Source organism: Virgisporangium ochraceum (assembly GCF_016863655.1).
Classification (GTDB): domain Bacteria; phylum Actinomycetota; class Actinomycetes; order Mycobacteriales; family Micromonosporaceae; genus Virgisporangium; species Virgisporangium ochraceum.
This window is the reverse complement of record NZ_BOPH01000001.1, coordinates 205,176-229,597: the sequence shown is the minus strand read 5'-3', so window position 1 is coordinate 229,597 and position 24,422 is coordinate 205,176. Positions and strand designations below refer to the sequence as shown.

21 protein-coding genes are annotated in these 24,422 nt (G+C 71.8%); 12 read left to right on the top strand and 9 right to left on the bottom strand.

All coding sequences use genetic code 11. The features are described 5' to 3' along the window. Positions 1 to 16: 16 nt before the first annotated feature. The 4 genes from guaA to Voc01_RS01040 all read left to right on the top strand — a co-directional run bounded on the left by guaA (position 17) and on the right by Voc01_RS01040 (position 4,785). Entirely contained in the window at positions 17 to 1,570 is a 1,554-nt protein-coding gene (guaA, locus tag Voc01_RS01055) for a glutamine-hydrolyzing GMP synthase (RefSeq protein ID WP_203925279.1), read from the top strand. Positions 1,571 to 1,709: 139 nt separating this feature from the next. After that, positions 1,710 to 2,651 carry an NUDIX domain-containing protein gene (locus Voc01_RS01050; protein WP_203925278.1) on the top strand — a complete coding sequence of 314 codons (942 nt, stop codon included), beginning with the start codon at positions 1,710 to 1,712 and terminating at the stop codon, positions 2,649 to 2,651. Beyond that, positions 2,648 to 3,583 carry an NUDIX hydrolase gene (locus tag Voc01_RS01045; protein ID WP_203925277.1) on the top strand — a complete coding sequence of 312 codons (936 nt, stop codon included), beginning with the start codon at positions 2,648 to 2,650 and terminating at the stop codon, positions 3,581 to 3,583. Before Voc01_RS01050 ends, Voc01_RS01045 begins: the two co-directional genes overlap by 4 nt. Positions 3,584 to 3,795: 212 nt before the next feature. Next, positions 3,796 to 4,785 (top strand): CDP-alcohol phosphatidyltransferase family protein, encoded by a 990-nt coding sequence (locus Voc01_RS01040; RefSeq protein WP_373873771.1) that lies wholly within the window; start codon positions 3,796 to 3,798, stop codon positions 4,783 to 4,785. Between the two features lie 48 nt (positions 4,786 to 4,833). On the opposite strand, the gene Voc01_RS01035 is transcribed toward Voc01_RS01040, so the two are convergent. From Voc01_RS01035 to Voc01_RS01025, 3 genes are all read right to left on the bottom strand, one after another. Next, positions 4,834 to 6,066, bottom strand: coding sequence for a phosphatidylserine decarboxylase (locus tag Voc01_RS01035; RefSeq protein WP_203925275.1), 1,233 nt, complete (start codon positions 6,064 to 6,066; stop codon positions 4,834 to 4,836). Between the two features lie 124 nt (positions 6,067 to 6,190). Continuing rightward, positions 6,191 to 6,415 (bottom strand): hypothetical protein, encoded by a 225-nt coding sequence (locus Voc01_RS01030; protein WP_203925274.1) that lies wholly within the window; start codon positions 6,413 to 6,415, stop codon positions 6,191 to 6,193. Continuing rightward, positions 6,412 to 8,526, bottom strand: coding sequence for a PspC domain-containing protein (locus tag Voc01_RS01025; RefSeq protein ID WP_239159844.1), 2,115 nt, complete (start codon positions 8,524 to 8,526; stop codon positions 6,412 to 6,414). Before Voc01_RS01025 ends, Voc01_RS01030 begins: the two co-directional genes overlap by 4 nt. A 651-nt stretch (positions 8,527 to 9,177) precedes the next feature. Between Voc01_RS01025 and Voc01_RS01020 the strand changes: the two genes are divergently transcribed. Together Voc01_RS01020 and Voc01_RS01015 are read left to right on the top strand one after the other, a co-directional pair. Next, on the top strand, positions 9,178 to 10,491 hold the full coding sequence (locus tag Voc01_RS01020) for an ATP-binding protein (protein ID WP_203925272.1): 1,314 nt from the start codon (positions 9,178 to 9,180) through the stop codon (positions 10,489 to 10,491). Then, positions 10,488 to 11,141 carry a response regulator gene (locus tag Voc01_RS01015; RefSeq protein WP_203925271.1) on the top strand — a complete coding sequence of 218 codons (654 nt, stop codon included), beginning with the start codon at positions 10,488 to 10,490 and terminating at the stop codon, positions 11,139 to 11,141. Before Voc01_RS01020 ends, Voc01_RS01015 begins: the two co-directional genes overlap by 4 nt. On the opposite strand, the gene Voc01_RS01010 is transcribed toward Voc01_RS01015, so the two are convergent. Both Voc01_RS01010 and Voc01_RS01005 read right to left on the bottom strand, forming a co-directional pair. After that, positions 11,138 to 11,872 carry a PIG-L deacetylase family protein gene (locus tag Voc01_RS01010; protein ID WP_239159843.1) on the bottom strand — a complete coding sequence of 245 codons (735 nt, stop codon included), beginning with the start codon at positions 11,870 to 11,872 and terminating at the stop codon, positions 11,138 to 11,140. The two genes, Voc01_RS01015 and Voc01_RS01010, sit on opposite strands and share 4 nt — an antisense overlap. Then, positions 11,869 to 12,138 carry a chorismate mutase gene (locus Voc01_RS01005; protein WP_239159842.1) on the bottom strand — a complete coding sequence of 90 codons (270 nt, stop codon included), beginning with the start codon at positions 12,136 to 12,138 and terminating at the stop codon, positions 11,869 to 11,871. Before Voc01_RS01005 ends, Voc01_RS01010 begins: the two co-directional genes overlap by 4 nt. A 242-nt stretch (positions 12,139 to 12,380) precedes the next feature. Here Voc01_RS01005 and pcrA point away from each other — a divergent pair, with 242 nt between their 5' ends. Continuing rightward, the gene (pcrA, locus tag Voc01_RS01000; RefSeq protein ID WP_203925269.1) at positions 12,381 to 14,783 is read left to right on the top strand and encodes a DNA helicase PcrA; all 2,403 of its coding nucleotides are present in this window, start codon (positions 12,381 to 12,383) and stop codon (positions 14,781 to 14,783) included. A 248-nt stretch (positions 14,784 to 15,031) separates the two neighbouring features. Here pcrA and Voc01_RS00995 read toward each other — a convergent pair whose 3' ends face one another. After that, the gene (locus Voc01_RS00995) at positions 15,032 to 15,673 is read right to left on the bottom strand and encodes a M23 family metallopeptidase (protein ID WP_203925268.1); all 642 of its coding nucleotides are present in this window, start codon (positions 15,671 to 15,673) and stop codon (positions 15,032 to 15,034) included. An 842-nt stretch (positions 15,674 to 16,515) separates the two neighbouring features. Between Voc01_RS00995 and sucC the strand changes: the two genes are divergently transcribed. From sucC to Voc01_RS00980, 3 genes are all read left to right on the top strand, one after another. Then, positions 16,516 to 17,694, top strand: coding sequence for an ADP-forming succinate--CoA ligase subunit beta (sucC, locus tag Voc01_RS00990; protein WP_203925267.1), 1,179 nt, complete (start codon positions 16,516 to 16,518; stop codon positions 17,692 to 17,694). A 1-nt stretch (position 17,695) separates the two neighbouring features. Continuing rightward, positions 17,696 to 18,583 carry a succinate--CoA ligase subunit alpha gene (gene sucD, locus Voc01_RS00985; protein ID WP_203925266.1) on the top strand — a complete coding sequence of 296 codons (888 nt, stop codon included), beginning with the start codon at positions 17,696 to 17,698 and terminating at the stop codon, positions 18,581 to 18,583. Positions 18,584 to 18,644: 61 nt separating this feature from the next. After that, positions 18,645 to 19,901: a cell division protein PerM gene (locus tag Voc01_RS00980; protein WP_239159841.1), complete on the top strand. Its 1,257-nt coding sequence runs from the start codon at positions 18,645 to 18,647 to the stop codon at positions 19,899 to 19,901. A 182-nt stretch (positions 19,902 to 20,083) separates the two neighbouring features. Here the strand turns inward: Voc01_RS00980 and Voc01_RS00975 are convergent, their stop codons facing one another. Together Voc01_RS00975 and Voc01_RS00970 are read right to left on the bottom strand one after the other, a co-directional pair. Continuing rightward, the gene (locus Voc01_RS00975; RefSeq protein WP_239159840.1) at positions 20,084 to 20,350 is read right to left on the bottom strand and encodes a DUF4190 domain-containing protein; all 267 of its coding nucleotides are present in this window, start codon (positions 20,348 to 20,350) and stop codon (positions 20,084 to 20,086) included. Between the two features lie 27 nt (positions 20,351 to 20,377). After that, positions 20,378 to 21,166, bottom strand: coding sequence for a DUF4190 domain-containing protein (locus Voc01_RS00970; RefSeq protein ID WP_203925265.1), 789 nt, complete (start codon positions 21,164 to 21,166; stop codon positions 20,378 to 20,380). 154 nt (positions 21,167 to 21,320) lie between these two features. Here Voc01_RS00970 and purN point away from each other — a divergent pair, with 154 nt between their 5' ends. Further along, the gene (purN, locus tag Voc01_RS00965) at positions 21,321 to 21,938 is read left to right on the top strand and encodes a phosphoribosylglycinamide formyltransferase (protein WP_203925264.1); all 618 of its coding nucleotides are present in this window, start codon (positions 21,321 to 21,323) and stop codon (positions 21,936 to 21,938) included. After that, positions 21,925 to 23,484: a bifunctional phosphoribosylaminoimidazolecarboxamide formyltransferase/IMP cyclohydrolase gene (gene purH, locus Voc01_RS00960; protein ID WP_203925263.1), complete on the top strand. Its 1,560-nt coding sequence runs from the start codon at positions 21,925 to 21,927 to the stop codon at positions 23,482 to 23,484. The genes purN and purH overlap by 14 nt, the downstream gene beginning before the upstream one ends. Here purH and Voc01_RS00955 read toward each other — a convergent pair. Then, positions 23,481 to 24,392, bottom strand: a complete 912-nt coding sequence (locus Voc01_RS00955) for a serine hydrolase (protein WP_203925262.1) — start codon at positions 24,390 to 24,392, stop codon at positions 23,481 to 23,483. The genes purH and Voc01_RS00955 overlap by 4 nt on opposite strands. Positions 24,393 to 24,422: the final 30 nt, after the last annotated feature.

The following is a 24,422-nucleotide window of genomic DNA, read 5'->3' as shown; positions in this document are numbered from 1 at the left end:
AAGTAGGGTTGGGGGCGTGACCACTCCGCGCCCGGTGCTCGTCGTCGACTTCGGCGCCCAGTACGCACAGTTGATCGCCCGCCGTGTGCGCGAGGCGGACGTCTACTCCGAGATCGTGCCGCACACGATGCCGGTCAGCGAGATGCTGGCCCGCGACCCGGTGGCGCTGATCCTCTCCGGCGGCCCGTCGAGCGTCTACGACGACGGCGCCCCGCAGGTCGACCCGGCCCTGTTCGAGGCCGGCGTGCCGACGTTCGGTATCTGTTACGGCTTCCAGGCGATGGCCCGCGCCCTCGGCGGCGAGGTCGCGCGCACCGGCCTGCGCGAGTTCGGCGGCACGCCGTTGCGGGTCAGCGGTGATCGCGGGGTGCTGTTGCGCGATCTGCCGGCGGCTCCGTCGGTGTGGATGAGCCACGGTGACGCGGTGAGCACGGCGCCCGACGGCTTCACGGTCACCGCCAGTTCCCCGGGTGCGCCCGTGGCGGCGTTCGAGGCGCCCGAGCGCGGCTTCGCCGGTGTGCAGTTCCACCCCGAGGTGGCGCACACCCCCAACGGGCAGGACGTGCTGCGGCGGTTCCTGTACGACATCGCCAAGGCCGAGCCGACCTGGAACACCGGCAACATCATCGACGACCAGGTCGCGGTGATCCGCGAACGGGTCGGCGACGCCCAGGTGCTGTGCGCGCTGAGCGGCGGCGTCGACTCCGCGGTGGCGGCGGCCCTGGTGCACAGGGCCATCGGCGACCAGTTGACGTGCGTCTTCGTCGACCACGGACTGCTGCGCGCCGGCGAGGCCGAGCAGGTCGAGAAGGACTACGTGTCGGCCACCGGCATCCGGCTCAAGGTCGTCGACGCCGAAGACCGGTTCCTGGGCGCGTTGAAGGACGTGAGCGACCCGGAGCAGAAGCGCAAGATCATTGGACGCGAGTTCATCCGCGTCTTCGAGGAGGCGGCGCGCGAGGTCGACGCGGAGCGCCACATCGAGTTCCTGGTGCAGGGCACGCTCTACCCCGACGTGGTCGAGAGCGGTGGCGGCACCGGCACCGCGAACATCAAGAGCCACCACAACGTGGGCGGCCTGCCCGACGACCTGAAGTTCCAGCTCGTCGAGCCGCTCCGCACGCTGTTCAAGGACGAGGTGCGCGCGCTCGGCGCCGCCCTCGGCCTGCCCGAGGAGATCGTCATGCGGCACCCGTTCCCGGGGCCGGGTCTGGCGATCCGGATCATCGGCGCGGTCGACCGGGAGCGGCTCGACGTGCTGCGCGCCGCCGACAAGATCGCCCGCGAGGAGCTCACCGCCGCCGGCCTCGACCGCGACGTGTGGCAGTTCCCGGTGGTGCTGCTGGCCGACGTGCGCAGCGTCGGCGTGCAGGGCGACGGCCGCACCTACGGCCATCCGGTGGTGCTGCGTCCGGTGTCGAGCGACGACGCGATGACCGCCGACTGGTCGCGGCTGCCCTACGACGTGATCGCGAGGATCTCCACGCGCATCACCAACGAGGTCAGCGAGGTCAACCGCGTGGTGCTCGACGTGACGAGCAAGCCGCCGGGCACCATCGAGTGGGAGTGACGCCCGACCGCAGGGCACGGGTTGGAGTGACGACAGTCACTTCTCACTCCGAGGGGTGAGATGATCTAGCCTCTCTGTAACGAAACAGCCACACTGACGGTGGATATTCGCGCCATACCTTCCTCCCCTGGAGGCGCCTGTGACCCCAGCCCTGGAACCGGTGCGCCGCATCGCGGCCTACGGCGTCTGCACCGACGACGAGGGCCGCGTGCTCCTCGTCCGCGCGGCGGCCTCGAGCGGCACGCCCGGTGCCTGGTCGCTGCCCGGCGGCGCGGTGTCGCACGGCGAGCATCCGCTCGACACCGTGGTACGCGAAACCGCCGCCGAGACCGGCCTGTCTGTCGCCGTCACCGGCCTGCGTGACGTGCTCGCCGACATGCGGGCGCTGCCGAACCGCGGCGTCACGATCCACACCGACAGGTTGATCTACGCGGTGACCGTGCGCGGCGGTGGCCTGCGCGACCGCATCGGCCAGCCCACCGACCTCGCCCGCTGGATCTCGCCGGAAGACGCGAAGGCGCTGCCGCTGCGTCCGTTCACCGCGACCGCGCTGGGCCTGCCGCCGGCACCGGTCGACCTGCGCCCCGACGCGCCTCCCGAGTTCCCGTCGTTCTACGCGGTGCCCGGAGAGGACGGGCTGCACCGCGCGCAGCGCTTCGCCGCCTACGCGGTCGCCACCGACCCGGCCGGTCGGGTGCTGCTGACCCGGGTGGCACCGGGTTACCCGGGAGCCGGCCGCTGGCACCTGCCCGGCGGGGGCACCGATTTCGGCGAACAGCCCGGCATCGCGCTGCTCCGCGAACTGGCCGAGGAGACAGGCCAGCGGGGCGACCTCGTCGGCCTGCTCGGGGTGGCGAGCCACCGCGACGCGGCGTCGCTGGGTCCCGAGGGCTACCCGATCGACTGGCACGGCGTCCGCGCGTTCTACCGCGTCGAGGTGGGCGACCCGGCACCGCTCGCGGTGATCGACGCGGGTGGCTCCACCGACGACTGCCGCTGGCACACCGTCGAGGAGTGCGCCGGCCTGACCCTCACCGAGGTCACCGAAGAGGCGCTGCGCGCCGCCGGCCTGCGCCAGTGACCCGGTGGCGGCGGCGGGTGACCGCCCACGGGGTGGTGCGTGACGGGTCCGGCCGGGTGCTGCTGGTGCCGACCGGCCGGCACGACGGCTGGAGCCTGCCCGGCGGCACCGTCGCGCACGGCGAGAGCCCGCAGAGCGCGGCGATCCGGCTCACCCGGCAGCAGACCGGGATGGCGACGCAGGTGCGGGCGGCCCGGTTGGTCGCCTCCGACCAGGTGCCCCGGCCCGGCGACGCCGTGGTGCACACCGACCGGCTGATCTTCGACCTCGTTCCGACCGCAGGTACTCCGGCTGAACGCGCACGCTGGTACACGCCGGCCGAGCTCGTGCGCGTCCCATTGCCCGGGTATGCGGCGTCGGCTCTCGCCGGTGTGATCGCCGAAGGCGGGCACACCAGCGATGCCTCTGTGCGGGATTTCGGCAGCACAGCCGCTGGAACGCCCACGGCGGACCTGGAGGACCCCGACGACGGCTGGCCGGTCGAACGCGGCCTGGCGATGGACGACGCCGGCCGGCGGGTGCAGCGGTTCTCGACGTACGCGCGGGCGACCGACGCCGCCGGACGCATGCTGTTCGCCAAGATCGCCGACGGGTACCCGGGTGCCGGCCGCTGGCACCTGCCCGGCGGCGGTACCGACGTCGGTGAGGCACCGGCCGACGCGCTGTTACGCGAGGTCGCGGAGGAGACCGGACAGGTCGGGACGATCGGGCGGTTACTCAGCGTGTCGCACCGACACAACCCGGTTGCGCGCGGCTGGGAAGGGTATCCGATCAACTGGCACACCATCCGGGTCGTTTACGAGATGGCGGTCGACGAGCCGACCGAACCGCGGGTCACAGAGGCGGCCGGCTCGACCGTCGAGGCGGCCTGGATGCGTCCCGGCGAGATCGACAGGAGGGCGTTGACGGATCTGGCGTCGTCGGTGCTGTGACGGGTCCTAGACTCGACGGCACCGAATTGATTACTCTATGCAACGGCACTTTGGCCCCTATTTGAGCTGCTTTAACCCTTAAGAGAACCTGTTTGACCATCGCAGATTCACAGATTGGTGTGCGATGGTATAGGCCGCATCCGCGCGGGTGGGAACGGAACAAGGAGGTTTACGTGCCGACAGCCCCATGGCGCCGGCGCCGCGTGAACGACATTCCCCGCCCGGGAGGGCGCAGATGGGCCGGCCGGCTTCGGCGCGGCGGATCACTGGCACGCCGGGTGCTCGTCGGTCCGCTCACCGACACCACGGCCCCCGTCGCACCCGACGCCCTGGCGAACCGCCGCCGGTTCACGCTGCGACGCGGTGCCGCCGGTCGGGGTGGAACCGCGGTCGCCGGTCGTCCCGGTCGTTCCGAGCCCGCCGGAGACCTGCTCGACCTCGTCGACCTGGTACCGGCCAGCCCCGCGATCCCGGCACCCGCCGGCCCGGTACCCACCAGCGGACTCAACATCCCGCTGCTGCCCGGCGAGCGCACGGTCGGGCGCCGCATCCGGTTCGCGATCGTCAACGGCTGCACGCTGGCCAGCCTCGCGTTGGGGCTCGCCGCGATCTTCCTCGCCACCGAGGCCGGCGACCTGCAGGCCGCCGCGATGTGCCTCATCGCCTGCGTGGTCTTCGACGGACTCGACGGCGCGCTCGCCCGCCGCCTGCGCGTCGCCAGCCCCTTCGGCGCCCAGATGGACTCGCTGGCCGACATGTGCTCGTTCGGCATCGCCGCCCCGGTCGTCGTGCACGTGGTGCTCGCCGACGAGGCCGCCGCGATCGTCACCGCACCCGCCTGCGCGCTCGTCGCGATCTGTGCCGCCATCCGGCTGGCCCGCTTCAACGTCTCGCCCAAGGACGGCCGCTTCTTCAGCGGCGTGCCGACCACGATGGTCGCCGCCGTGCTCGCCCTGGGCACGCTGATCGCGCCGTCGGCGCCCGTCGGCCTGCAGATCGCGGCGGTGGTGCTGCTCGCGCTCGCGATGGTGTCGAGCTTCCCGTACGTGAAGCTGGCCCGCCTGCTCCGGCTGCCGCCGTGGGTGCTGGTGCTCCCCGTGGTGGGCGCGTTCATCGACTACCAGGTCACGTTCGCCGTGGTGGTGCTGGCATACCTGGTCAGCGGCCCGGTCCTGTGGGTCCGCAACCGCGCCACCGCCTGATCGCACACGAAAGCGCCGGCCGAGGTGGCCGGCGCTTTCGCGTATGCGCTACTTCCAGCGGGCGATGACCGTCGCACCGCCGACGACCCGCTCGCCCGGGCTCACCCGCGGCGTCGCCCGGTCGGCGGGCAGGTACACGTCGGTGCGGGAACCGAAGCGGATCAGGCCCATGCGCTCACCCTTGGCCAGCAGCGACCCGACGGGCGCCCGCTGGACGATCCGGCGGGCGATCAGCCCGGTGCGCTGGGCCACGACCACCTGCCCGTGCGCGGTCTCCAGCACCGTATAGGCGGCCACGTTGTGCTCGGCCGACGGCTTCATCGCCGCGGCGTAGCCGCCGTCTTCGACGAAGTAGTCGACGACCTTGCCGGCGACCGGCGAGCGGTTCACGTGCACGTCGAGCACCGACAGGAACACCGCGATCCGCAGGTACTCGGTGTCGCCGAAGCGGTCGTCGACCAGCCGCTCGACGCCGAGCACCTTGCCGTCGCTTGCGGCCACCACGCTCGCCGGGTCCTCCGGGACGTCGCGGTTCGGGTCCCGGAAGAAGGCCGCGACCGGCGCGGCTGCGAGCGCCGGTACCAGCCAGAGCCGCGACTTGGGCCGGGCCGCCTTCGCGATCGCGGCGAGCCCGAGCGCGATGCCGGCGGCGGCGACCCCGTTCGAGTCGATGTGCATGCCCCGGGTGATCCGCACGCTCGACGACCGGACGGCCGGAGCCATCTTCGCGGCCAGCGTGTGGGACGCCGCGCTGAACCGCAGCCGGTGCACGCGCACCGGTGGCACGTTGCGCAGCACCAGGTCGCTGCCGACCCCGTACAGCGCGACCTGCCGCTCGATCTCGTCGACGGCCCCGCTCGGCCGGCTGGTGGCCGGCACCACCACGGCGAGCACCCCGCCGTCGTTGACGTGCTTGCCGAGGCCCTCCAGCAGCGAGCGGGTCTGCTCGGCGGTGCCGGTGAGCGGCTCGGCGTAGATCACCACGTCGGCCGGGTCGGCGGCACCGACCGAGTCGACGACGGACACCCGGCTCGCCACCCAGGAACCCTGGCTGGTGACGTGCTGCCGGACGTCCTCGTCGCCGACCACCACCAGGCGGTCGTCGGGCAGCAGCGCGTCGACGGCGGCCGTCAGCACCGAGGACCCGACCCCGGCGCCGATCAGCAGGCCGGTCTTCGGGCCGTTGTGCCGGGCCAGCTCGCCGACGAGGGTGGCCGCCGCGCGGTTGCCCACGATCGGGCGGCGCAACGCGGCCGGCAGGTTGACGGGGAACTCGCTCATCGCGGCGATCAGCTCCTAGGGTTTGCAGACGGCACTGGCCGGCGGGGTGTTCCGACACCCCGCCGGCCAGCATATTCCGTGCATGATGCGCTCGCGTCCGCTCACGCGGGCCGCCCGGATGGATTCAGTCGGAGTCGAGCGGCGGCGTGCTGACCGGCTCGATCGACCGGCGCGGCCGCAGCGACCCGATGAGGCCGAAGACGCCGAACAGGATCAGGCCGCCGGCGAAGATCAGGCCCGCCGTGGGCATGTGGACCTCGAGCTGGCTGCCGAGCAGCCACCAGGCCACGAAGCCGAGGAACAGCAGCCCGATCCAGAGCGACCACCGGTCGGTGCGGTGGATGTTCATCGGACGACCTCCAGGTTTCCGACATCGACAGAGAGGGTGAGTTGCAGGTCGCCGCCGCTCTTGGGGCCGTCGGCCCCGTGGTCGACGACGGTGCGCCACCGGTCGCTGAGCCCGCCCCACGACGAGTTGAGCACCCGGGCGTCACCGACCTCGACCTTGGCCTTCACGACGACGTCGACGTTCGGCGGCAGTACCACCCTGATCTTGCCGACGTCGATGCTCGCCTCGAAGCTGACCTGCTGGCCGTTGAAGTCGATCTGGCTGAAGTCGAGCGTGTGGTCGCCGGTGTCGCGCTGGTACGGGTTCCAGCTGTTCAGTTCGGTGACCGAGGTGGGGTTGAACACCTCGGGCGGCCCACCCCGGTAGGGCCCGTCCATCGCCGAGGCGGTGGAGATCAGCAGGCCGAGGCTGAGCGCGAACCCGAGTGGGATCAGCAGCCGGGCCCGCCCGACCCAGGCGCCAGCCACCAGGCCGAGGCCGACTACGGCCAGCGCCACCGCGAAGTACGCCGACCCGGCGATCGACGCGCCGAGCAGGTGCACGGTGGCGAGCGTCCCGAGCGCGACGGCGGTCGCGTAGACCGTGACCCGTCCGAGCCGCGACTTCGGCCGCTTCACCTTCGGCTTCGGCTGCTGCGCCGGCGCACCGGAGAACGGCATCCCCGGGTAGTGCGACATCGGGTCGGCCGACACCGGCGCGTCCCACGGCAGCCCGGCGCCGGGAACCGGCGGGTAGGGGCCGTAGAGCGGCAGCCGGCGGGTCTGCCCCGGCGGGACCGGCCCGAACGCCGGCGGGTACGGCCCGGGCGGTGCGAACGGTCCGTGGGGAGCGAACGGTTGGCCCCAGGTCGGGTCCCGCAGGAACGGCGGGTCGGGAGGCTGCGGCAGCGTCGGGGTCTCATCCGGGACCGCGTGAGCGTGCGCCGCGGCGAACTCGTCCTCCCGGTCGGGGTCGACGCGCGTGGCGGACTCGGCGTCGGGGTCGGTGTCCGGGTTGGTGCCGGCCGGGAGGTCGGGCTCGGCCAGCGGTGGCTTCTGCACGGTGGGCTCCGATGCTGATGGGTCGGATGGGTCCACCGGCACGTGCACCGTGGGGACCTCGGCTGCCGGGACGGTGGGTTTGTCGAGGTTCAGCGCCGCACCCGACGCCGCGGCGGTGGCGGGCGCCACGGATGCTGCGGGCGCGCCAGATGTGGCGGATGCCGCGGGCGTGCCGGATGCGGCGGGCGCCGCGGGCGTGCCGGATGCGGCGGATGCTGCGGGCGTGCCGGATGCGGCCGGTGCGGCGGGTGTGCCGGTGGTCCGGGGCATGCCGGGTACGCCGGGAACGCCCGGAGTCGCCGGGCGGCCGGGCATCCCGGGCCAGCCGTGCATCTCCGGTGTGCCGTGCATGCCTGGCGTGCCTGGCGTGCCGGGCCTGCCGTGCACGCCCGGCATCCCGGGCGTGCCGTGCGTGCCGGGAACTCCATGCATGCCGGGTGTGCCGTGCATGCCGGGTACTCCGTGCATGCCGGGTACTCCGTGCATTCCCGGGGCGCCGGCCATTCCCGGAGCACCGGGCGGCCCGAACATCCCGGAGGCCGGCTGGTGCGGCGAGGGCGGCACCATCGGCGGCGGTGGGAACTGCGGGGCGCCGGCCTGGGTGTTCTGGCCCGAACGCTGCAGCGTCCCGCGGCTGAGCAGCACGGCCGCACCGAGCACGACCAGCGCACCCACCACCGCCGGCCGCAGCCCCTCCGACGCGACCAGCGCGAACACCAGGATCGCCACGACCGCCCCGATCACCGCGACCGGCGCCGACGTGCGGGAGACCCCGCGGCCGAGCACCGCTTCGACCGGGGAGGCGGTGTCGCCGTCGGCGGGGATGAGCAGCCAGCCGATGAGGTAGGCGAGGAGGCCGACGCCGCCGAAGAGCGTCAGGACGGCGAACAGCACCCGCCACAGCACCGGGTCGGTGTTGGTGGCCCGTCCGACGGCGGCGCATACGCCGGCGAAGTAGCGCCCCTCGACCGGCCGGATCAGCCCGTAGCGGGCCATGAACCCGGGACCGAACTGGCCCGCGAACCCGCCGAGCGGCGTCCCGGACCCGGGCCCGCCGGTGCCACCGGCCACGCCGGGCACGCCGGAAGCGGGAGCGCCGGCCGGCCCGGAGGTCGGTGCACCTGCCGGCCCGGACGTCGGAGCGGCGGGCCCGGACGTCGGCGCCGCCGGCCCGGACACCGGGGTGCCAGCCGGCCCGGACACCGGGGTGCCAGCCGGCCCGGAGACGGGAGCCGCCGGACCGGAGACCGGAGCGGCTGCCGGACCGGAGACGGGAGCTGCCGGACCGGAGACGGGAGCTGCCGGACCGGAGACCGGAGCGGCCGCGGGGTCGTGAGTGGGAGCCGCGGACCCGGCGGAGGGCACGCCTTCGCTCGCGCGGGCGGCGGGAGCCGCCGGCGGGGACGGGGCTTCGTGCGGCTCTTGCCCGCTACCGGGCGTCGGAGTGCTCACGCCGTCTCCTGAAGCTGTGAAAGAAGGCCAGCCACCCTCGGACGCCGCGCTCTCCGACGGCGCCTCGCCCGACGAAGGCCAGAGCGGGCCGGGGGGCGGGGCCGGGGGAGCGAGCGGCTGCTCGTCGGCGGGCTGGTTCGTCATGATGTAGATGGTGGCCCCGGTGCGGGACCTAGTACCTCCGGAATCGACCCTGACGCGACCCTGAAATGCCGGTTCCGGGCTTGCTCTGGCTGGTCGCGGACACCTCCACCGTGTGACGATCGCTGCATGACAACGGCGACCCCGCCCCAGGTGCGGCCCCAGACCGGGGCTCAACCGCGCCTGCTGCGCGATGCGGGCAACCGCGTGCTCGGGGGCGTTGCCGCTGGCCTGGCCCAGCATCTGGGTGCCCCGGTCATGGCGATCCGCATCGCGTTCTTCGCGCTCGCGTTGGCCGACGGGCTGGGCGCGATCCTGTACGCGGCGTTCTGGGCCGTGCTGCCCCCGAGTACGCAGGCGCCACAGCGCAACTTCCGACAATTGGTGCCTTTCGTGGCGCTCGGGCTCGGGATCGCGGTGCTGTCGGTGCTCATCGGGGGGCCGCCCGGGCCCAGCACGCTGGTGGGGTGGCTGGCCGCGCTCGGCGCCATGGGCGTCGGGGTGATCTGGCACCAGGCCAGCCCGAAGCGGCGCAAGCGGTGGAGCGAGTCGCTGCCCGGCGCGCCCTGGGTCGGCGCGGTGCTCGACGACGACAAGCGCGGCGCGCTCACCCGGTTCCTCGGCGGCGGCCTGCTGGTGATCCTCGGCGTGATCGGTGTGATCGCCTACATCGCGCAGCCGCTCGCCAGCGAGGGGTTCAGCACGCTCATCGGAGCGTTGCTGTTCGCCGCGGTCGGGCTCGGTGGGGTGGGACTGGCGTTGGCGCCCGTCCTGTGGCGGATGTTCACCCAGCTCACGGCCGAGCGGGAGGCGCGGGTCCGGGAGCAGGAGCGGGCCGAGCTCGCCGCGATGATCCACGACCAGGTGCTGCACACGCTCGTGCTCATCCAGCGCAGCGCCGACGACAAGAAGCAGATCCTGCGCCTCGCCCGCGGCCAGGAACGCACGCTGCGGAACTGGCTGTACAAGTCCACCGCGTCGCCCACCGAGCGGTTCAGCGCCGCCATCGAACAGGCGGCCGCCGAGGTGGAGGACACCTACGCGATCACCGTCGAGGTCGTCGTGGTCGGTGACCGCGACGTCGACGAGCGCACCGCCGCGATGGTCGCCTCCGCCCGGGAGGCGCTGGTGAACGCCGCCCGGCACTCGAAGGTCGCCACGGTCTCGGTGTACGGGGAGGTCGAGGAGGACCAGGCGAGCGTCTTCGTCCGTGACCGCGGCGTCGGCTTCGTGCTGGACAATGTCGACGACAACCGGCACGGGGTGCGCGGGTCGATCCTCGGTCGCATGCAGCGGCACGGCGGCAAGGCCGAGATCCGCAGCGCACCCGGCGACGGCACGGAGGTACGGCTGATCATGCCGGTATCGGACCCGCGGCGGGGGCGGGTCAGTGACTGGCTGGGCGGCGAACCGGCACGGGTGGAAAGCGCGGATAGGGGTTGAGTGCTGTGTCTGAGCGGCTGCGGGTCTTCCTGGTGGACGACCACGCCATGTTCCGGGCGGGCGTGCGGGCCGAGCTCGGCGCCCACGTCGAGGTGGTGGGCGAGGCGAGCACGGTCCCCGAGGCGGTCTCGAAGATCGCGGCGATCGAGCCCGACGTGGTGCTGCTCGACGTCCACATGCCCGAGGGCGGGGGACGGGCGGTGCTCGAGTCGATGCGCCGGTCGCACCCGAACGTCAAGTTCCTCGCGCTGTCGGTGTCCGACGCGGCCGAGGACGTGATCGGGCTGATCCGCGCCGGGGCCAGGGGCTACGTGACGAAGACGATCTCGCCGGACGAGCTGGCCGACGCGATCCGCCGGGTCGCCGACGGCGACGCGGTGTTCAGCCCGCGGCTGGCCGGGTTCGTGCTCGACGCGTTCGCGGCCCGTCCCGACGCGCCGCTCGCCGACCCCGAGCTCGACCAGCTGACCAACCGGGAGCGCGAGGTGCTGCGGCTGCTCGCCCGCGGCTACGCGTACAAGGAGATCGCGAAGGAGCTGTTCATCTCGATCAAGACGGTCGAGACGCACGTGTCGAACGTGCTGCGCAAGCTCCAGATGTCCAACCGGTACGAGCTGTCGCGCTGGGCGGCCGACCGCCGGTTGGTCTAAGCGGTTCTGATCACCGTGAACGCTTCGGCGAGGGCGTCCTCGGGGAAGCCCGCCGCTCTGGCGTTCGCTCTGTGCATGGGACCGAGGAACGCGCGCAGGTCGGCGTGCCGCTCGGTCTGCGACACGTGGGCCCGGAGGGCGGCGAGCTTCCGGTCGAACGTGGCGGTGACGTCGATCCCGTGGTCGGGCGACGGGCCGCCGAAGAACCAGATCTCGCGGACCGTCCACGGCGGCACGTCACGCAGGTCCTCGTGCGCGAACGGGTTGCGCGCGTCGGGGTAGACGGCGCAGGTCACCGCCTCGCCGACCGCGAGGTGGTCGGGGTGCGACGGCCCGTGGATCCGCTCCCACCGGCGCAGCGGCGAGCTGGTGACCACGCGGTCGGGCCGGTGCCGCCGGATCGCGGCGGTGAGGTCCTTGCGCAGCTCCAGGGACGGGGTGACGATGCCGTCGCGGTAGCCGTCGAGGAACTCGACCGTGCTGACGCCCAGCTCCTCCGCGGCGGCCCTCTGCTCGGCCTCGCGGATGCCGGGGATCTCGGCGCGCGGCACCGCCTCGTCGAAGCCGCCGGCCTCGCCCCGCGTCACGATCACGTAGGTGACGTCGAGGCCCTTCGCGACCCAGGCGGCGATGGTGCCGGAGCAGCCGAAGTCGAGGTCGTCGGGGTGCGCGGCGACGCAGAGCACCCGCTGCGCGTCGGAGATCGGCTTGGCCGAGGGCGGGAAGGTCACAGGGGACCGCGGCCCGCGCGCAGGACGAGCAGCGCCAGCTGGACCCCGTCGGCTCCGAGGTGGGCGCGGTAGCGCTCGAGGATCTCGTTCTCGCGGTTGAGCACGAGCCGGGTGCCGCCGGATGCCACCCGGGTGCGGCCGACCTCCTGGGAGATCGCGGCCCGTTCGAGCCACAGCTCGATGATCCTGGCGTCGATCTCGTCGAGGCGGTCGCGCAGGCCGGCGATGTGCTCGGTGGCGGCTTCGGTGGTGACGGCGGCGGTCATGTCTGGTTCCTCCAGGCTCATGAAGGCCTCCAGCCCCCGGGCACAAAAAACCCCGGGCTTCTGGAGGCCCGGGGCAGTAGGTCTGAGGTGATCAGGCGCGACCTACGGCTGCGGGCATCCCGTAGCCGTAAAAGTAAAATCGCACCTGCTGGTTGATCACGGCTTGAAGTATGCCACGCCCTGGCAAGGCCGCAAGGGTCAAGCGGGTTTTCGTCTCACCCCAGGAATAGACTTCCGCTCCGATGCTTCCTCTTCCCGGTTTTTCAGACGTCGCCCAGCCGCCGAAACCGCCGCGGCAGCACAACCCCGGCGCCGCGGTGCTGCTCAACGGCCTGAACCGCGAGCAGGCCGAGGCTGTGACCCACGCGGGCTCGCCGCTGCTCATCGTGGCCGGCGCGGGTTCGGGCAAGACGCGGGTGCTCACCCACCGCATCGCGTACCTGCTCGCCGAGCGCGACGTGCATCCGGGCGAGATCCTGGCGATCACGTTCACCAACAAGGCCGCCGGCGAGATGAAGGAGCGGGTCGGCCACCTGGTCGGCAACCGGGCCCGGTTCATGTGGGTCTCCACGTTCCACTCGGCGTGCGTGCGGATCCTGCGGGCCGAGCACGAGCACGCCGGGCTGAAGTCGAGTTTCACGATCTACGACGCCGACGACTCGCGCCGCCTCATGCAGCTGGTCGCCCGCGAGCTCGACCTCGACCCGAAGCGGCACTCCGCGCGGTCGCTCGCGGCCGAGGTGTCGAACCTCAAGAACGAGCTGATGACCCCCGGCACGTACACGGCGAAGGCGGCCGGTCCGCACCAGCGGGCGGTGGCCGAGGCGTACACGCTGTACCAGCAGCGGCTGCGCGAGGCGCACGCCCTCGACTTCGACGACCTGATCATGCGGGTGGTCGAGCTGTTCCAGCAGAAGCCCGACGTCGTCGACAAGTACCGGCGCCGGTTCCGGCACGTCATGGTCGACGAGTACCAGGACACCAACCACGCCCAGTACGCGCTGGTGAAGGAGATCGTCGGCGAGTCGGGTGAGCTCTGCGTGGTCGGCGACGCCGACCAGTCGATCTACGCGTTCCGTGGCGCCACGATCCGGAACATCCTCGAGTTCGAGCGTGACTACCCGAACGCCCGCACGATCCTGCTCGAGCAGAACTACCGCTCGACCCAGACGATCCTGTCGGCCGCCAACGCGGTGATCGACCGCAACACCGAGCGCAAGCCGAAGCGCCTGTGGAGCGACCAGGGGGCCGGCGAGCCGGTGGTCGGGTACGTCGCCGACTCCGAGCACGCCGAGGCCGACTTCGTCGCCCGCGAGGTCGACCGGCTCAGCGACAACCACGGCTACCGGCCGGGCGACGTCGCCGTGTTCTACCGCACCAACGCGATGTCCCGCGTCTTCGAAGAGGTGTTCGTCCGGTTCGGCCTGCCGTACAAGGTCGTCGGCGGGGTCCGGTTCTACGAGCGCAAGGAGGTCCGCGACGCGCTGGCCTACCTGCGTGCGGTCGCCAACGAAGACGACACGGTGAGCGTCCGCCGGGTGCTCAACACCCCGAAGCGCGGCATCGGCGAGCGGGCCGAGGCGTGCATCGAGGCGCTGGCCGGCCGCGAACGCATCTCGTTCGGGGCGGCGCTGCGGCGGGTCGACGAGGCCACCGGCATCTCCGCCCGCGCGGCGAACTCCGTGCGTGACTTCGTGGCGATGATGGACGCCGCCCGCGAGATGGCCGAGACCGGCACCCCGGAGGAGGTGCTGGAGGTGCTGCTCCAGCGCAGCGGCTACCTCACCGAGCTGGAGGAGAGCCTCGACCCGCAGGACGCCGGCCGCGTCGAGAACCTGCAGGAGCTGGTCAGCGTCGCCCGCGAGTACACCGAGCGCACCGAAGCCAACGCCGCTCCGGAGGACGACGCCGAAGCCGGTGCCGCCGCCGCTGCCCCCGTCGCCACCCTCGACGGTTTCCTCGAGCAGGTGTCGCTGGTGGCCGACGCCGACCAGATCCCCGCCGACGACCCCGAGCACAAGGGCGTCGTCACCCTGATGACGCTGCACACCGCCAAGGGCCTCGAGTTCCCCGTGGTGTTCCTCACCGGCATGGAAGACGGCGTGTTCCCGCACCTGCGCGCCCTCGGCGACCGCAAGGAGCTGGAGGAGGAGCGCCGCCTCGCCTACGTCGGCATCACCCGGGCCCGCCAGCGCCTCTACATCACCCGCAGCGTCACCCGCTCGGCGTGGGGCCAGCCGCAGTACAACCCGCCGTCACGCTTCCTCGAAGAGCTCCCGCCCGACCTCGTCCGCTGGGAACGCACCCAGGCCGCCTACACCAGCTGGTCCGGCGGCGGCGGGGTCGGCGGCCGGGGCGACCGCGCCGACCGCGCCCCGAGGCAGTCGACCTTCGTCGGCGGCACCCCCAAGGCCGCCGAACTGGCCGGCCGCCTGGGCCTCGACCCGAGCAGGCTCGCCACCGCCAGCGACCTGAAGTCCAACGTCCCCGCCCTGGCTGTGGGCGACCGCGTCAACCACCAGCGCTACGGCATCGGCCGCGTGACGCAGGTCGAGGGGTACGGGGCTCGGGCGCAGGCGCAGGTCGACTTCGGGGATCAGGTGATGTGGATCGTGCTTCGGCATGCGCCTCTGGAGAAGCTCTAGGTAGGGGGTTCGGGCCCACAACTCGCTCCGGGAAGTAATGCGTCGAGCTTCCCTCCGCGAGTTGTGGGCCCGAACCCCCCCCGGGTCACCCCAGTCGCGCCGCCCGCGCTTCAGAGCTTGGAGGGGGCGGGACCAGCTATAGGTGGCTCGACTGTCGACAGGGCGGGACGCTGTCTTCCGGTCCAGCCAGCTCCATGCTCTGAAGCGGGAGGTGGCGGGACTGGCTTGAGCAAAACGCCAAGCAAGTGCTACTGGGTGAGCGCGTCGGTCTTCCCTGGCACGTCGGCCCCGTACCCCTTCAGGTACTCGATCGGGTCGACCTGCTTCCCGTCGACGCGGATCTCGAAGTGCAGGTGGGGGCCGAACGAGTAGCCGGTGTCGCCGACCTTGCCGATGACCTGTCCGGCCTCGACGATGTCGCCTTCCTTGACGCCCAGGCTCGACGAGTGGCCGTAGACGGAGACGACGCCGCCGCCGTGGTCGATCATGATGTTGTAGCCGTAGCCGCCGTTGAAGCGGGCCAGGATGACCTTGCCGCGGGCGACGGCGTAGTACGGGGTGCCGTTCGGGGCGGCCAGGTCGATGCCCTGGTGTGCGCGACCGTTCGACTCTGCCTCGAGCTTGCGGAAGCCGAACTTCGAGGTGAGCGTGTACGACTTCAGCGGCAGGACGTAGAGGTCCGGCGGCGGGATCTCCGCGGAGGCGCCGCCGACGCTGCGGGTGTCGTTGCGGCTGGCGCGGTCGTCGCCGACGGCCTGGGAGCGGTCGGCGGCCTCGGAGGCGACCGTGTTCGCGTCGACCAGGTTGAGCCCGTCGGGCTCGCGCATGTCGGGCATGACCGTGCCGGTGACCAGAGCCACCACGCCGGCGCCGACGAAGGCGGAGGTCATGACAGCGGCATAGCGGCTACGGGACGCGGCCGGTACGCGACGGCGGCCACAATAGCGGTCGCCCTGCTGCCGATTCGCCACTCACGCTCCCGATGTCGCTGGGCGCATCCCGTTTTCTCTCTCGGCCCCCGGGTAGACGAACCCCGGGAAATCTCGGCCGCTGGGAGGATGCGGGGCACCCGTTCGCGCGGATGCCGTCGAGAACGGTAGCGGCCACTTAAGGCGTCCACAAGCCGAGTGGCGTGTTCGAGCGGCGACACAGAGCGATTCTCCGTCGTTTCGTGGAACTTCCGTCACTGTCCACCTGCGACTTCGTTACCCGCAAACCGTTGTGGGACGGCGTGAAGACGCCTCGCTTGACGTGGCTTGATAGCTAGATGCGACGATTCGCGTACTGCCTGATGTCATTGGGATTCCGCAGGTGACAACGGCGTGTCGACGCGAAAGAAATAGGCCAGATGGCGTATGAGGCCGCGACACCTGTATCGACCGTTCAGAATGTGTCTGAAGACACAGGAAAGAGTGAGGGGCCGGACGCACCCCTCACACGTCCGGCCCCTCGATGCGCGATGCCCCGCCGCCACCCCTCGACCGACAGGGCATCGGCCGCTTTGGTGCCGGCCGCCGGGAAGATCGGCGGAGACCGGCACTTCGTTCTGGTGCCGGCCCGCGCAGCAGACCGGCATCTCAGTCAACGAGGTGCTTCGCGGGGGGTTACGCGTGTCACCCGTGCGGGGAGTGCTCACACGGCGAGCACCCGCCCGACACCACGGCGTGACCTGCTCGCTAGGCTGCGGCGAGATGCCCAGGAAGCCGTCGAAGAGCTGGAAAGAGCTGACGAAGTGGACCTGTACGAGTACCAGGGGCGCGCGTTGTTCGCCCGGCACGGGCTGCCGGTGCTGGACGGCGGGGTCGCCACCAGCGTCGCGGAAGCCCGCGAGATAGCCGACCGCCTCGGCGGCCGGGTCGTGGTCAAGGCCCAGGTGAAGGTGGGTGGTCGCGGTAAGGCCGGCGGGGTCAAGCTCGCCGACGACGCGGCCGAGGCCGAAACCCACGCCCAGAACATCCTCGGCATGGACATCAAGGGCCACACCGTCCACAAGGTCATGCTGACCACCACCGCCGACATCGCCGAGGAGTACTACTTCTCGTACCTGCTCGACCGGGCCAACCGCACGTTCCTGTGCATCGCCAGCGTCGCCGGCGGCATGGAGATCGAGCAGGTCGCCCACGAGCAGCCCGAGAAGGTCGTGCGGCAGCCGATCGACGCGAACACGGGCGTCACCGAGGACCTCGCGAAGCAGATCGTCGACCAGGCCGGCTTCCCGGCCGACGTCAAGGATCAGGTCGTCGCGATCGCGGTGAACCTGTGGCAGGCCTTCATCAAGGAGGACGCCACGCTGGTCGAGGTCAACCCGCTGGCGAAGACGCCCGAGGGTCGCGTGCTCTGCCTCGACGCCAAGGTGACGCTCGACGCGAACGCCGACTTCCGGCACCCCGAGAACCAGGAGTTCGAGGACACCTCGTCGGTCGACCCGCTGGAGCAGAAGGCCAAGGAGAAGGACCTCAACTACGTCAAGCTCGACGGCGAGGTGGGCATCATCGGCAACGGTGCCGGCCTGGTCATGTCGACGCTCGACGTGGTGGCCTACGCCGGCGAGGAGTTCGGTGGCGTCAAGCCCGCGAACTTCCTCGACATCGGCGGCGGCGCGTCGGCCGCGGTGATGGCCAACGGCCTGGAGATCGTGCTCGGTGACCCGGCCGTGAAGAGCGTGTTCGTCAACGTCTTCGGTGGCATCACCGCCTGCGACGAGGTCGCCCGCGGCATCCTGAGCGCCTTCGAGCTGCTCGAGCAGCGGGGCGAGACCGTCACGAAGCCGCTCGTCGTGCGGCTCGACGGAAACAACGCCGAGGAGGGTCGCGAGATCCTGGACTCGGCCGCGAACCCGCTGGTGGAGCGGGTCGACACCATGGACGGCGCGGCCCGCCGCGTCGCCGAGCTCGCGGCGCAGGGGGCGTGACATGGCTGTGTGGCTGACCGGGCAGAGCCGGGTGATCGTGCAGGGCATGACCGGCTCCGAGGGCTCCAAGCACACCCGGCGCATGCTGGCGTCGGGTACGAACATCGTCGGTGGGGTGACGCCGAAGAAGGGCGGCCAGGTCGTCGAGTTCGACGGCGCCAAGGTGCCGGTGTTCAACAGCGTCGGTGAGGCGATGGCCGAGACCGGCGCCGACACCACCGTGGTGTTCGTGCCGCCGAAGTTCGCCAAGGGCGCGATGATCGAAGCGATCGACGCCAACATCGGGCTGGCCGTGGTGATCACCGAGGGCATCCCGGTGCATGACAGCACCGCCGCCTGGGCGCACGCGACCGCGAAGGGCAACACCACGCGGATCATCGGGCCGAACTGCCCGGGCATCACCAGCCCCGGCAAGTCGAACGCCGGCATCATCCCGGCGACGATCGCCGGCGCCGGCCGCATCGGCCTGGTCAGCAAGAGCGGCACGCTGACCTACCAGATGATGTACGAGCTGCGCGACATCGGCTTCTCCACCTGCATCGGCATCGGTGGCGACCCGGTCATCGGCACCACGCACATCGACGCGCTCAAGGCGTTCCAGGACGACGACGAGACGGACGCGATCGTGATGATCGGCGAGATCGGCGGCGACGCCGAGGAGCGCGCGGCCGACTTCATCAAGGCGAACGTCACCAAGCCGGTGGTGGGCTACATCGCCGGCTTCACCGCCCCGCCCGGCAAGACCATGGGCCACGCGGGAGCGATCATCTCGGGCTCGTCGGGCACCGCCGACGCGAAGAAGGTCGCCCTGGAGGCGGCCGGCGTGCGGGTCGGCAAGACGCCCACCGAGACCGCGAACCTCATGCGCGAGGTCATGACCTCGAAGTAAAGCGCGAAACGGCGGCCGGTCGACATGACCGGCCGCCGTGCTTTTGGCACAGTAGAGCCCGATGTCTGCCACCCAGGACCCGCCCACGGAGACGCGTCGCGTCCCGCGGGAGCAGCGGCGTCCCAGGGAGAGCGTCGCGGCGAAGTCGACGGGTGCGCCCCTCGTGCTGGCAGCCGCCGTCACCACCGCGTGGGCGGTGCTGGTGTCGGCGACGCCGGTGCTCCTCGCCGCCGGGGCGGTGCTGCTGATCTCGCCGAGTCCCACCGACTCCGAGGCGGTGCTCCGGAGCGGGTTCGCCGCGTGGCTGCTCGCTCACGGGGTCCCACTGAAAACAGATCTTGGACCGATCGGCCTGACGCCGCTCGCGATCAGCGTTCTCGCGGCGTGGCGGGTGTCCCGCGCCGGCGTGCACGCCGCGCGGGCGGCCGCCGCCCGCCGCAGCCGGTCGGTGGTTCCGGCCGTCAAGGCGGGTGCGGCGGTCGCGCTCGCATACGGCGTCTACGGGACCGTGTTGGCGCTGGCCGTGTCGACCGCCGGCCTCGGTGTGCCGGCGCTGCGGGCGGGACTGACGATGGCCGTGTTCGGCGCGGTGACCGGTCTGGCCGGCGCGCTCTGGGAGGGCGGCTGGCACGCCCGCTGGGGTCCGCTGGTGCCGGCGGCCGTGCGTGACGGTGTGCGCACCGGCGCGGTCGCGGCGCTGCTGGTGATCGCGGCCGGCGCGGCGGCCACGGGGCTCGCGTTGGCGCTCTCGGCCGGCGTGGCGACCGACATGGTGCGGGAGTACCGCACCGGCGTCGTCGGCCAGGCTGGTCTGACGCTGGTGTGCCTGGTCTACGCGCCGAACCTGGCCGTGTGGGGCGCCAGCTACCTGGTGGGTCCGGGCTTCGCGCTCGGCGCCGGCACGACGGTGAGCGCGGGTGCGGTGTCGCTGGGACCGGTGCCGGCGCTGCCGGTGCTGGCCGCGGTACCGAGCCGGCCACTCTCGGCCTGGAGCGGGCTGCTGCTGGCGGTTCCGCTGGTCGCCGGGATGATCGCCGGGTGGCTGCTGGCCCGGCGCCAGCTGCGGGCCGCGAACCAGCCGCGGAGCGGCGCGTGGGGGCGGCTGCTCGTGCCGGCGCTGCTGGCCGGTCCGGTGGCGGGCGCGGCGCTCGGGCTGGCGGCGCTGGCGTCCGGCGGGCCGGTGGGCTCGGGCCGGCTGACCGAGATGGGCGCGGCGGCCTGGCCACTGGCGGGGATCGCAGCGGCGGTAATGGGCGCGGGTGTCGTGGCCGCGGCCGCGGTGACGAAGGGCATGGCCACCCGCCGCCACGGCCTGTGACAGCGGCGGGGCGGCGCGTTCCGCGCCGGGCTCTCGCGCTTTCGCGTGCGCTCTCGCCGGGCGCGCCTTCCCGCGCCGTGCGCGCGACCTCCCCGCGGCCCTTCCCGCGCCGGGCGCGCGATGCCCGTGGGCGTGGAAAAGGCCCCCGGCAACCCGCGCCAGGGGCCTTTCCTACGACGTCGTCAGCTGCGGATGGCGAACTGGTACACGATGCCGAGGATGATGTTCAGCGCGCCACACACGATGGCGATGATGCCGAGGGTGTTGGGCTTGCCGACCTTCTTGGCCTCGTTCATCGACAGGATGCCGAGAACGATGCCGGCGGGGCCGCAGCAGATCAGGCCGAGCACGATGCCGAGGATGCCGAACAACTGGGTCTTGTCGTTCGACGCCGCCGGCTGTCCGTAGGGCTGGCCGCCGTACGGGGGCTGCTGGGGTGGGTAGCTCACTTGGTTTGCCTCCTGCGTGGGTTTCTGTCAGGTGTAGATGTTGTTGCTGCTGATCACGCTGGTCAAATACAGACCGATCACGGTGAGGCTGATGAGTAGCCCAGCGATGCCGCACACTAAACCAGCGATGGCGAGACCCTTGTTGTTGGCAAGACCCTGGTCGGCCTTGCGCATGCCGAGGATGCCGCAGATGATCGCCGGAATCGGCATGATCAGACCGAAGAAGCTGCAGCATCCGAGCGGGATCGACAGGATGCCGAGCACCAGCGCCACGATGCCGAGCGCGTTGGCCGAGTTCGACGTCTGCGGCGGCGGCCCGTACCCGGGCACCTGGTAGGCGGGCGGCGGGTAGCCGGTGGCGTAGGCGCCGCCCGACACCTGGTAGTTCGTCGGACCCGACACCGGGTACGCCTGTGCCGCCCCCGACGTCGGCTGGGCGTAGGGATCGGCGTACGGCGCGGGCTGCTGCTGGTACGCCGGTGGCGGCGGCTCCTGGTAGGCCGGCTGGGCGTACGACTGCGGCTGCTCGTAGGACTGGGGCTGCTCGTACGACTGCGGCTGGCTGTACGACTGCTGCGGCGGCTGCTCGTTCTGGCTGTACTGCGGCTGCTGCTCGTACGACTGCGGCATCGTGAACTGCTGCGGCTGGCTGTAGTCGGGAGCGAACGGGCTCGGCGCCGGGTCATTCGGGTTCGACTGCTGGTACTCCTGCGGCTTCGGCTGCTCAGGCTGCTGCCCGTACTGGCCCTGGCCCGACGGGTCGGTGTACGGCTGACCGTACGGGTCCTGGCCCGACGGGGGATAGCCAGGCTGCATCGCGATCGCTCCCTCGTGAGGTGTAACTGCCCCGGACCGACGCGGCGCGTACGCACGGTGCGGAACCTGGGCAGCGTACTTGCTTTACTGTCGTAGCGCAGGCAGGCAAGGGGCACGGATCGGGCAGATCAGGCCCTGCCGCTAGGGTGTGCGGGTGCGTAAGCGGCTGGTGGTCCTGGTTTCCGGGTCCGGCACGAATCTTCAGGCCCTGCTCGATGCGTGCGCCGATCCGGCGTACGGTGCCGAGGTGGTCGCGGTCGGTGCCGACCGGCCCGATACGAAAGGCGTCGCCCGGGCGGCTGACCGTGGCATTCCTACCTTTGTGACCGCGGTGCGTGACTTCGCCACCCGGGACGACTGGGACGCGGCGCTCACCGGGGCATGTGCGGAACACTCTCCCGATCTCGTGGTCTCGGCCGGGTTCCTGAAACTCGTCGGACCGGCGTTTCTGGAGCGATTCGGTAGGCGATACGTAAATACGCACAATGCGTTACTGCCGGCTTTTCCGGGCATTCACGGACCTCGCGACGCGCTGGCGTACGGAGTGAAAGTGGCCGGCGCCACACTGCATTTCGTCGACGCCGGCATCGACACCGGTCCGATCATCGCGCAGGTGGCGGTGCCGGTGCTCGACGACGACACCGAGGAGACGCTCACCGAGCGGATCAAGGACGCCGAGCGGCGCCAACTCGTTGAGTACGTGGGACGGCTGGTCCGCGAAGGGTGGACCGTCGAGGGGCGGAAGGTGAAGATCTCAGATGACAGCCGGTGAAGGGCGCCGTCCGATCCGGCGCGCGCTGGTCAGCGTGTACGACAAGACCGGGCTCGACAGCCTCGTGCAGGCGCTCGTCGCCGCCGGCGTCGAGATCGTGTCGACCGGGTCCACCGCCGCCCGCATCGCGGCGGCCGGCGCGAAGGTGACCCCCGTCGAGGAGCTGACCGGTTTCCCCGAGTGCCTCGACGGCCGGGTCAAGACACTTCACCCGAAGGTGCACGCCGGGCTGCTCGCCGACCTGCGACTCGAGTCGCACGGTGCCCAGCTGGAAGACCTCGGCATCGAGCCGTTCGACCTGCTGGTGAGCAACCTGTACCCGTTCACCGAGACCGTCGCGAGCGGCGCGTCGCCCGACGAGTGCGTCGAGCAGATCGACATCGGCGGCCCGGCGATGGTCCGCGCGGCCGCGAAGAACTTCGCGTCCGTCGCGGTGGTCACCTCGCCGTCGGGGTACCGGGCCGTCGCGAAGGCGCTGTCCGAGGGTGGTTTCTCCCTGGACCAGCGACGCGCGCTCGCAGCCGACGCGTTCGTCCGGATCGCCGAGTACGACGTGGCCGTCGCCAACTGGTTCGCCGTCCAGGCCGACCCGGAGGACGGGTGGCCGGCGTTCGCCGGGCAGACGCTCACCAAGAAGGCGGTGCTGCGGTACGGCGAGAACCCGCACCAGCAGGCCGCGCTGTACACCGACCCCGTGTCGCCGGCCGGGCTGGCGCAGGCGGAGCAGCTGCACGGCAAGGAGATGTCGTACAACAACTACGTCGACGCAGACGCGGCGTGGCGCAGCGCGCACGACTTCACCGAGCCGGCCGTGGCGATCATCAAGCACGCCAACCCGTGCGGGATCGCGATCGGCGCCGACGTGGCGGAGGCCCACCGCAAGGCCCACGCCACCGACCCGGTGTCGGCGTTCGGCGGCGTCATCGCGGTCAACGGCGAGGTGACCGTGGAGCTGGCGAAGCAGATCGCCGAGGTCTTCACGGAGGTCGTGGTCGCGCCGTCGTACGAGGACGGTGCGGTGCAGGTGCTGGCCGAGAAGAAGAACCTCCGGTTGCTGCGGGCGGCCCCGTTCCGGCCGCTGCCGGCGGAGACCCGGCAGGTCACCGGCGGGGTGCTCGTGCAGATGCGCGACGCGGTCGACGCGCCCGGCGACGACCCGGCGTCCTGGACGCTGGCGTGCGGCCCGGCGCTGGCCGGCGCCGACCTGGCCGATCTCGTGTTCGCGTGGCGGGCGGTGCGCTCGGTCAAGTCGAACGCGATCCTGCTGGCCTCGGGTGGCGCGTCGGTGGGCGTCGGCATGGGCCAGGTGAACCGGGTCGACTCGGCCCGCCTGGCGGTCGCCCGGGCGGGTGACCGCGCGGCCGGGTCGGTCGCCGCGTCAGACGCGTTCTTCCCGTTCGCCGACGGCCCGCAGGTGCTCATCGACGCCGGCATCCGGGCGATCGTGCAGCCGGGTGGCTCGGTGCGCGACGCCGAGGTGGTCGAGGCCGCCACGAAGGCCGGGATCACGATGTACTTCACCGGGACCCGGCACTTCTTCCACTAGGGCCCGGTAACCGCGCGTTGCGGGCGCCCGAACGCCAGTGACACCACGTCGCTGATGGTTTGGGCGCCCTGCTTGGCGGAGCGGCCCTTGGGCTGGTCGTACGTGACGGCGACGACGTAGCGCTCGCCCGGACCGGCGAACCCGACCGAGTGCACCACCCAGTGGTCGGGGTTGCCCTCCGGCTTGAACGCCCAGCCGGGCTTGTGACCGGCGTCGGAGCCGGCGGCCTGCACACCCCACTGCTGCACCCCGGCGGCGGCCTTCAACCAGCCGACGAGCTGCGTACGGTCGGCCGCCGGCAGCTTGGCCAGCGCGTACGTCATCACCGCGGCGAGGTCGCTCGCGCTGCATTGCAGATGCCGCCAGTACGGGCGGTAACCGTCGACCACCTTCAGGGTGGTCATGCCGTACCGCTGCCGGAACGTCGGGATCAGGTCGACGCCGTCGTACTTCTCCCAGAGGGCGTCGGTGGCGTCGTTGTCGGAGTTGACGAGCATCTTCCGCAGGTTGTCGCGGTCGCCGCCGGTCAGCGTGACGTCGCTCTCCAGCAGGCTGGTCGCGATGGCGACCTTGATCGTCGACGCCGTCCAGGCGGCGTGCGCCGGGTCTCCCGCCTGCCACGCCGACCCGGTGACCGTGTCGCGCACCACCAGCCCGATCGTGCCGGGTGCCGCCGCGATCAGCCGGTCGAGCCCGTCGCTCCGCCGCGGCCCGCCGCTGGCCGCGGAACCGCCAGTCGCGGTCGCGGAGCCGCTGGCCGGGCCCGCCGGCGCGCTCCCGGCCGGGCCGCTCACCGGCGCGGCGCCGGCGGGCACGCCGACCGTCGTCCGCGGCTCGTCGTCGCCGCAGCCGGCCACGCCGACGGCGAGCAGAAGCACCGCCGCGAAACCCGCCACCCATCGCTCCATGACGCACAGACCGTAACGCGTCGGCCCGGA

Excerpts from the sequence above, each read along its gene's own strand:
- Voc01_RS01020 (WP_203925272.1), top strand. The coding sequence starts at position 9,178 with ATGACAACGGCGACCCCGCCCCAGGTGCGGCCCCAGACCGGGGCTCAA.
- Voc01_RS00970 (WP_203925265.1), bottom strand. The coding sequence starts at position 21,166 with ATGCAGCCTGGCTATCCCCCGTCGGGCCAGGACCCGTACGGTCAGCCG.
- Voc01_RS00955 (WP_203925262.1), bottom strand. The coding sequence starts at position 24,392 with ATGGAGCGATGGGTGGCGGGTTTCGCGGCGGTGCTTCTGCTCGCCGTC.
- sucD (WP_203925266.1), top strand. The coding sequence starts at position 17,696 with ATGGCTGTGTGGCTGACCGGGCAGAGCCGGGTGATCGTGCAGGGCATG.
- Voc01_RS01030 (WP_203925274.1), bottom strand. The coding sequence starts at position 6,415 with ATGAACATCCACCGCACCGACCGGTGGTCGCTCTGGATCGGGCTGCTG.
- pcrA (WP_203925269.1), top strand. The coding sequence starts at position 12,381 with ATGCTTCCTCTTCCCGGTTTTTCAGACGTCGCCCAGCCGCCGAAACCG.
- Voc01_RS00980 (WP_239159841.1), top strand. The coding sequence starts at position 18,645 with ATGTCTGCCACCCAGGACCCGCCCACGGAGACGCGTCGCGTCCCGCGG.
- Voc01_RS01005 (WP_239159842.1), bottom strand. The coding sequence starts at position 12,138 with ATGACCGCCGCCGTCACCACCGAAGCCGCCACCGAGCACATCGCCGGC.
- Voc01_RS01035 (WP_203925275.1), bottom strand. The coding sequence starts at position 6,066 with ATGAGCGAGTTCCCCGTCAACCTGCCGGCCGCGTTGCGCCGCCCGATC.
- purH (WP_203925263.1), top strand. The coding sequence starts at position 21,925 with ATGACAGCCGGTGAAGGGCGCCGTCCGATCCGGCGCGCGCTGGTCAGC.
- Voc01_RS00995 (WP_203925268.1), bottom strand. The coding sequence starts at position 15,673 with ATGACCTCCGCCTTCGTCGGCGCCGGCGTGGTGGCTCTGGTCACCGGC.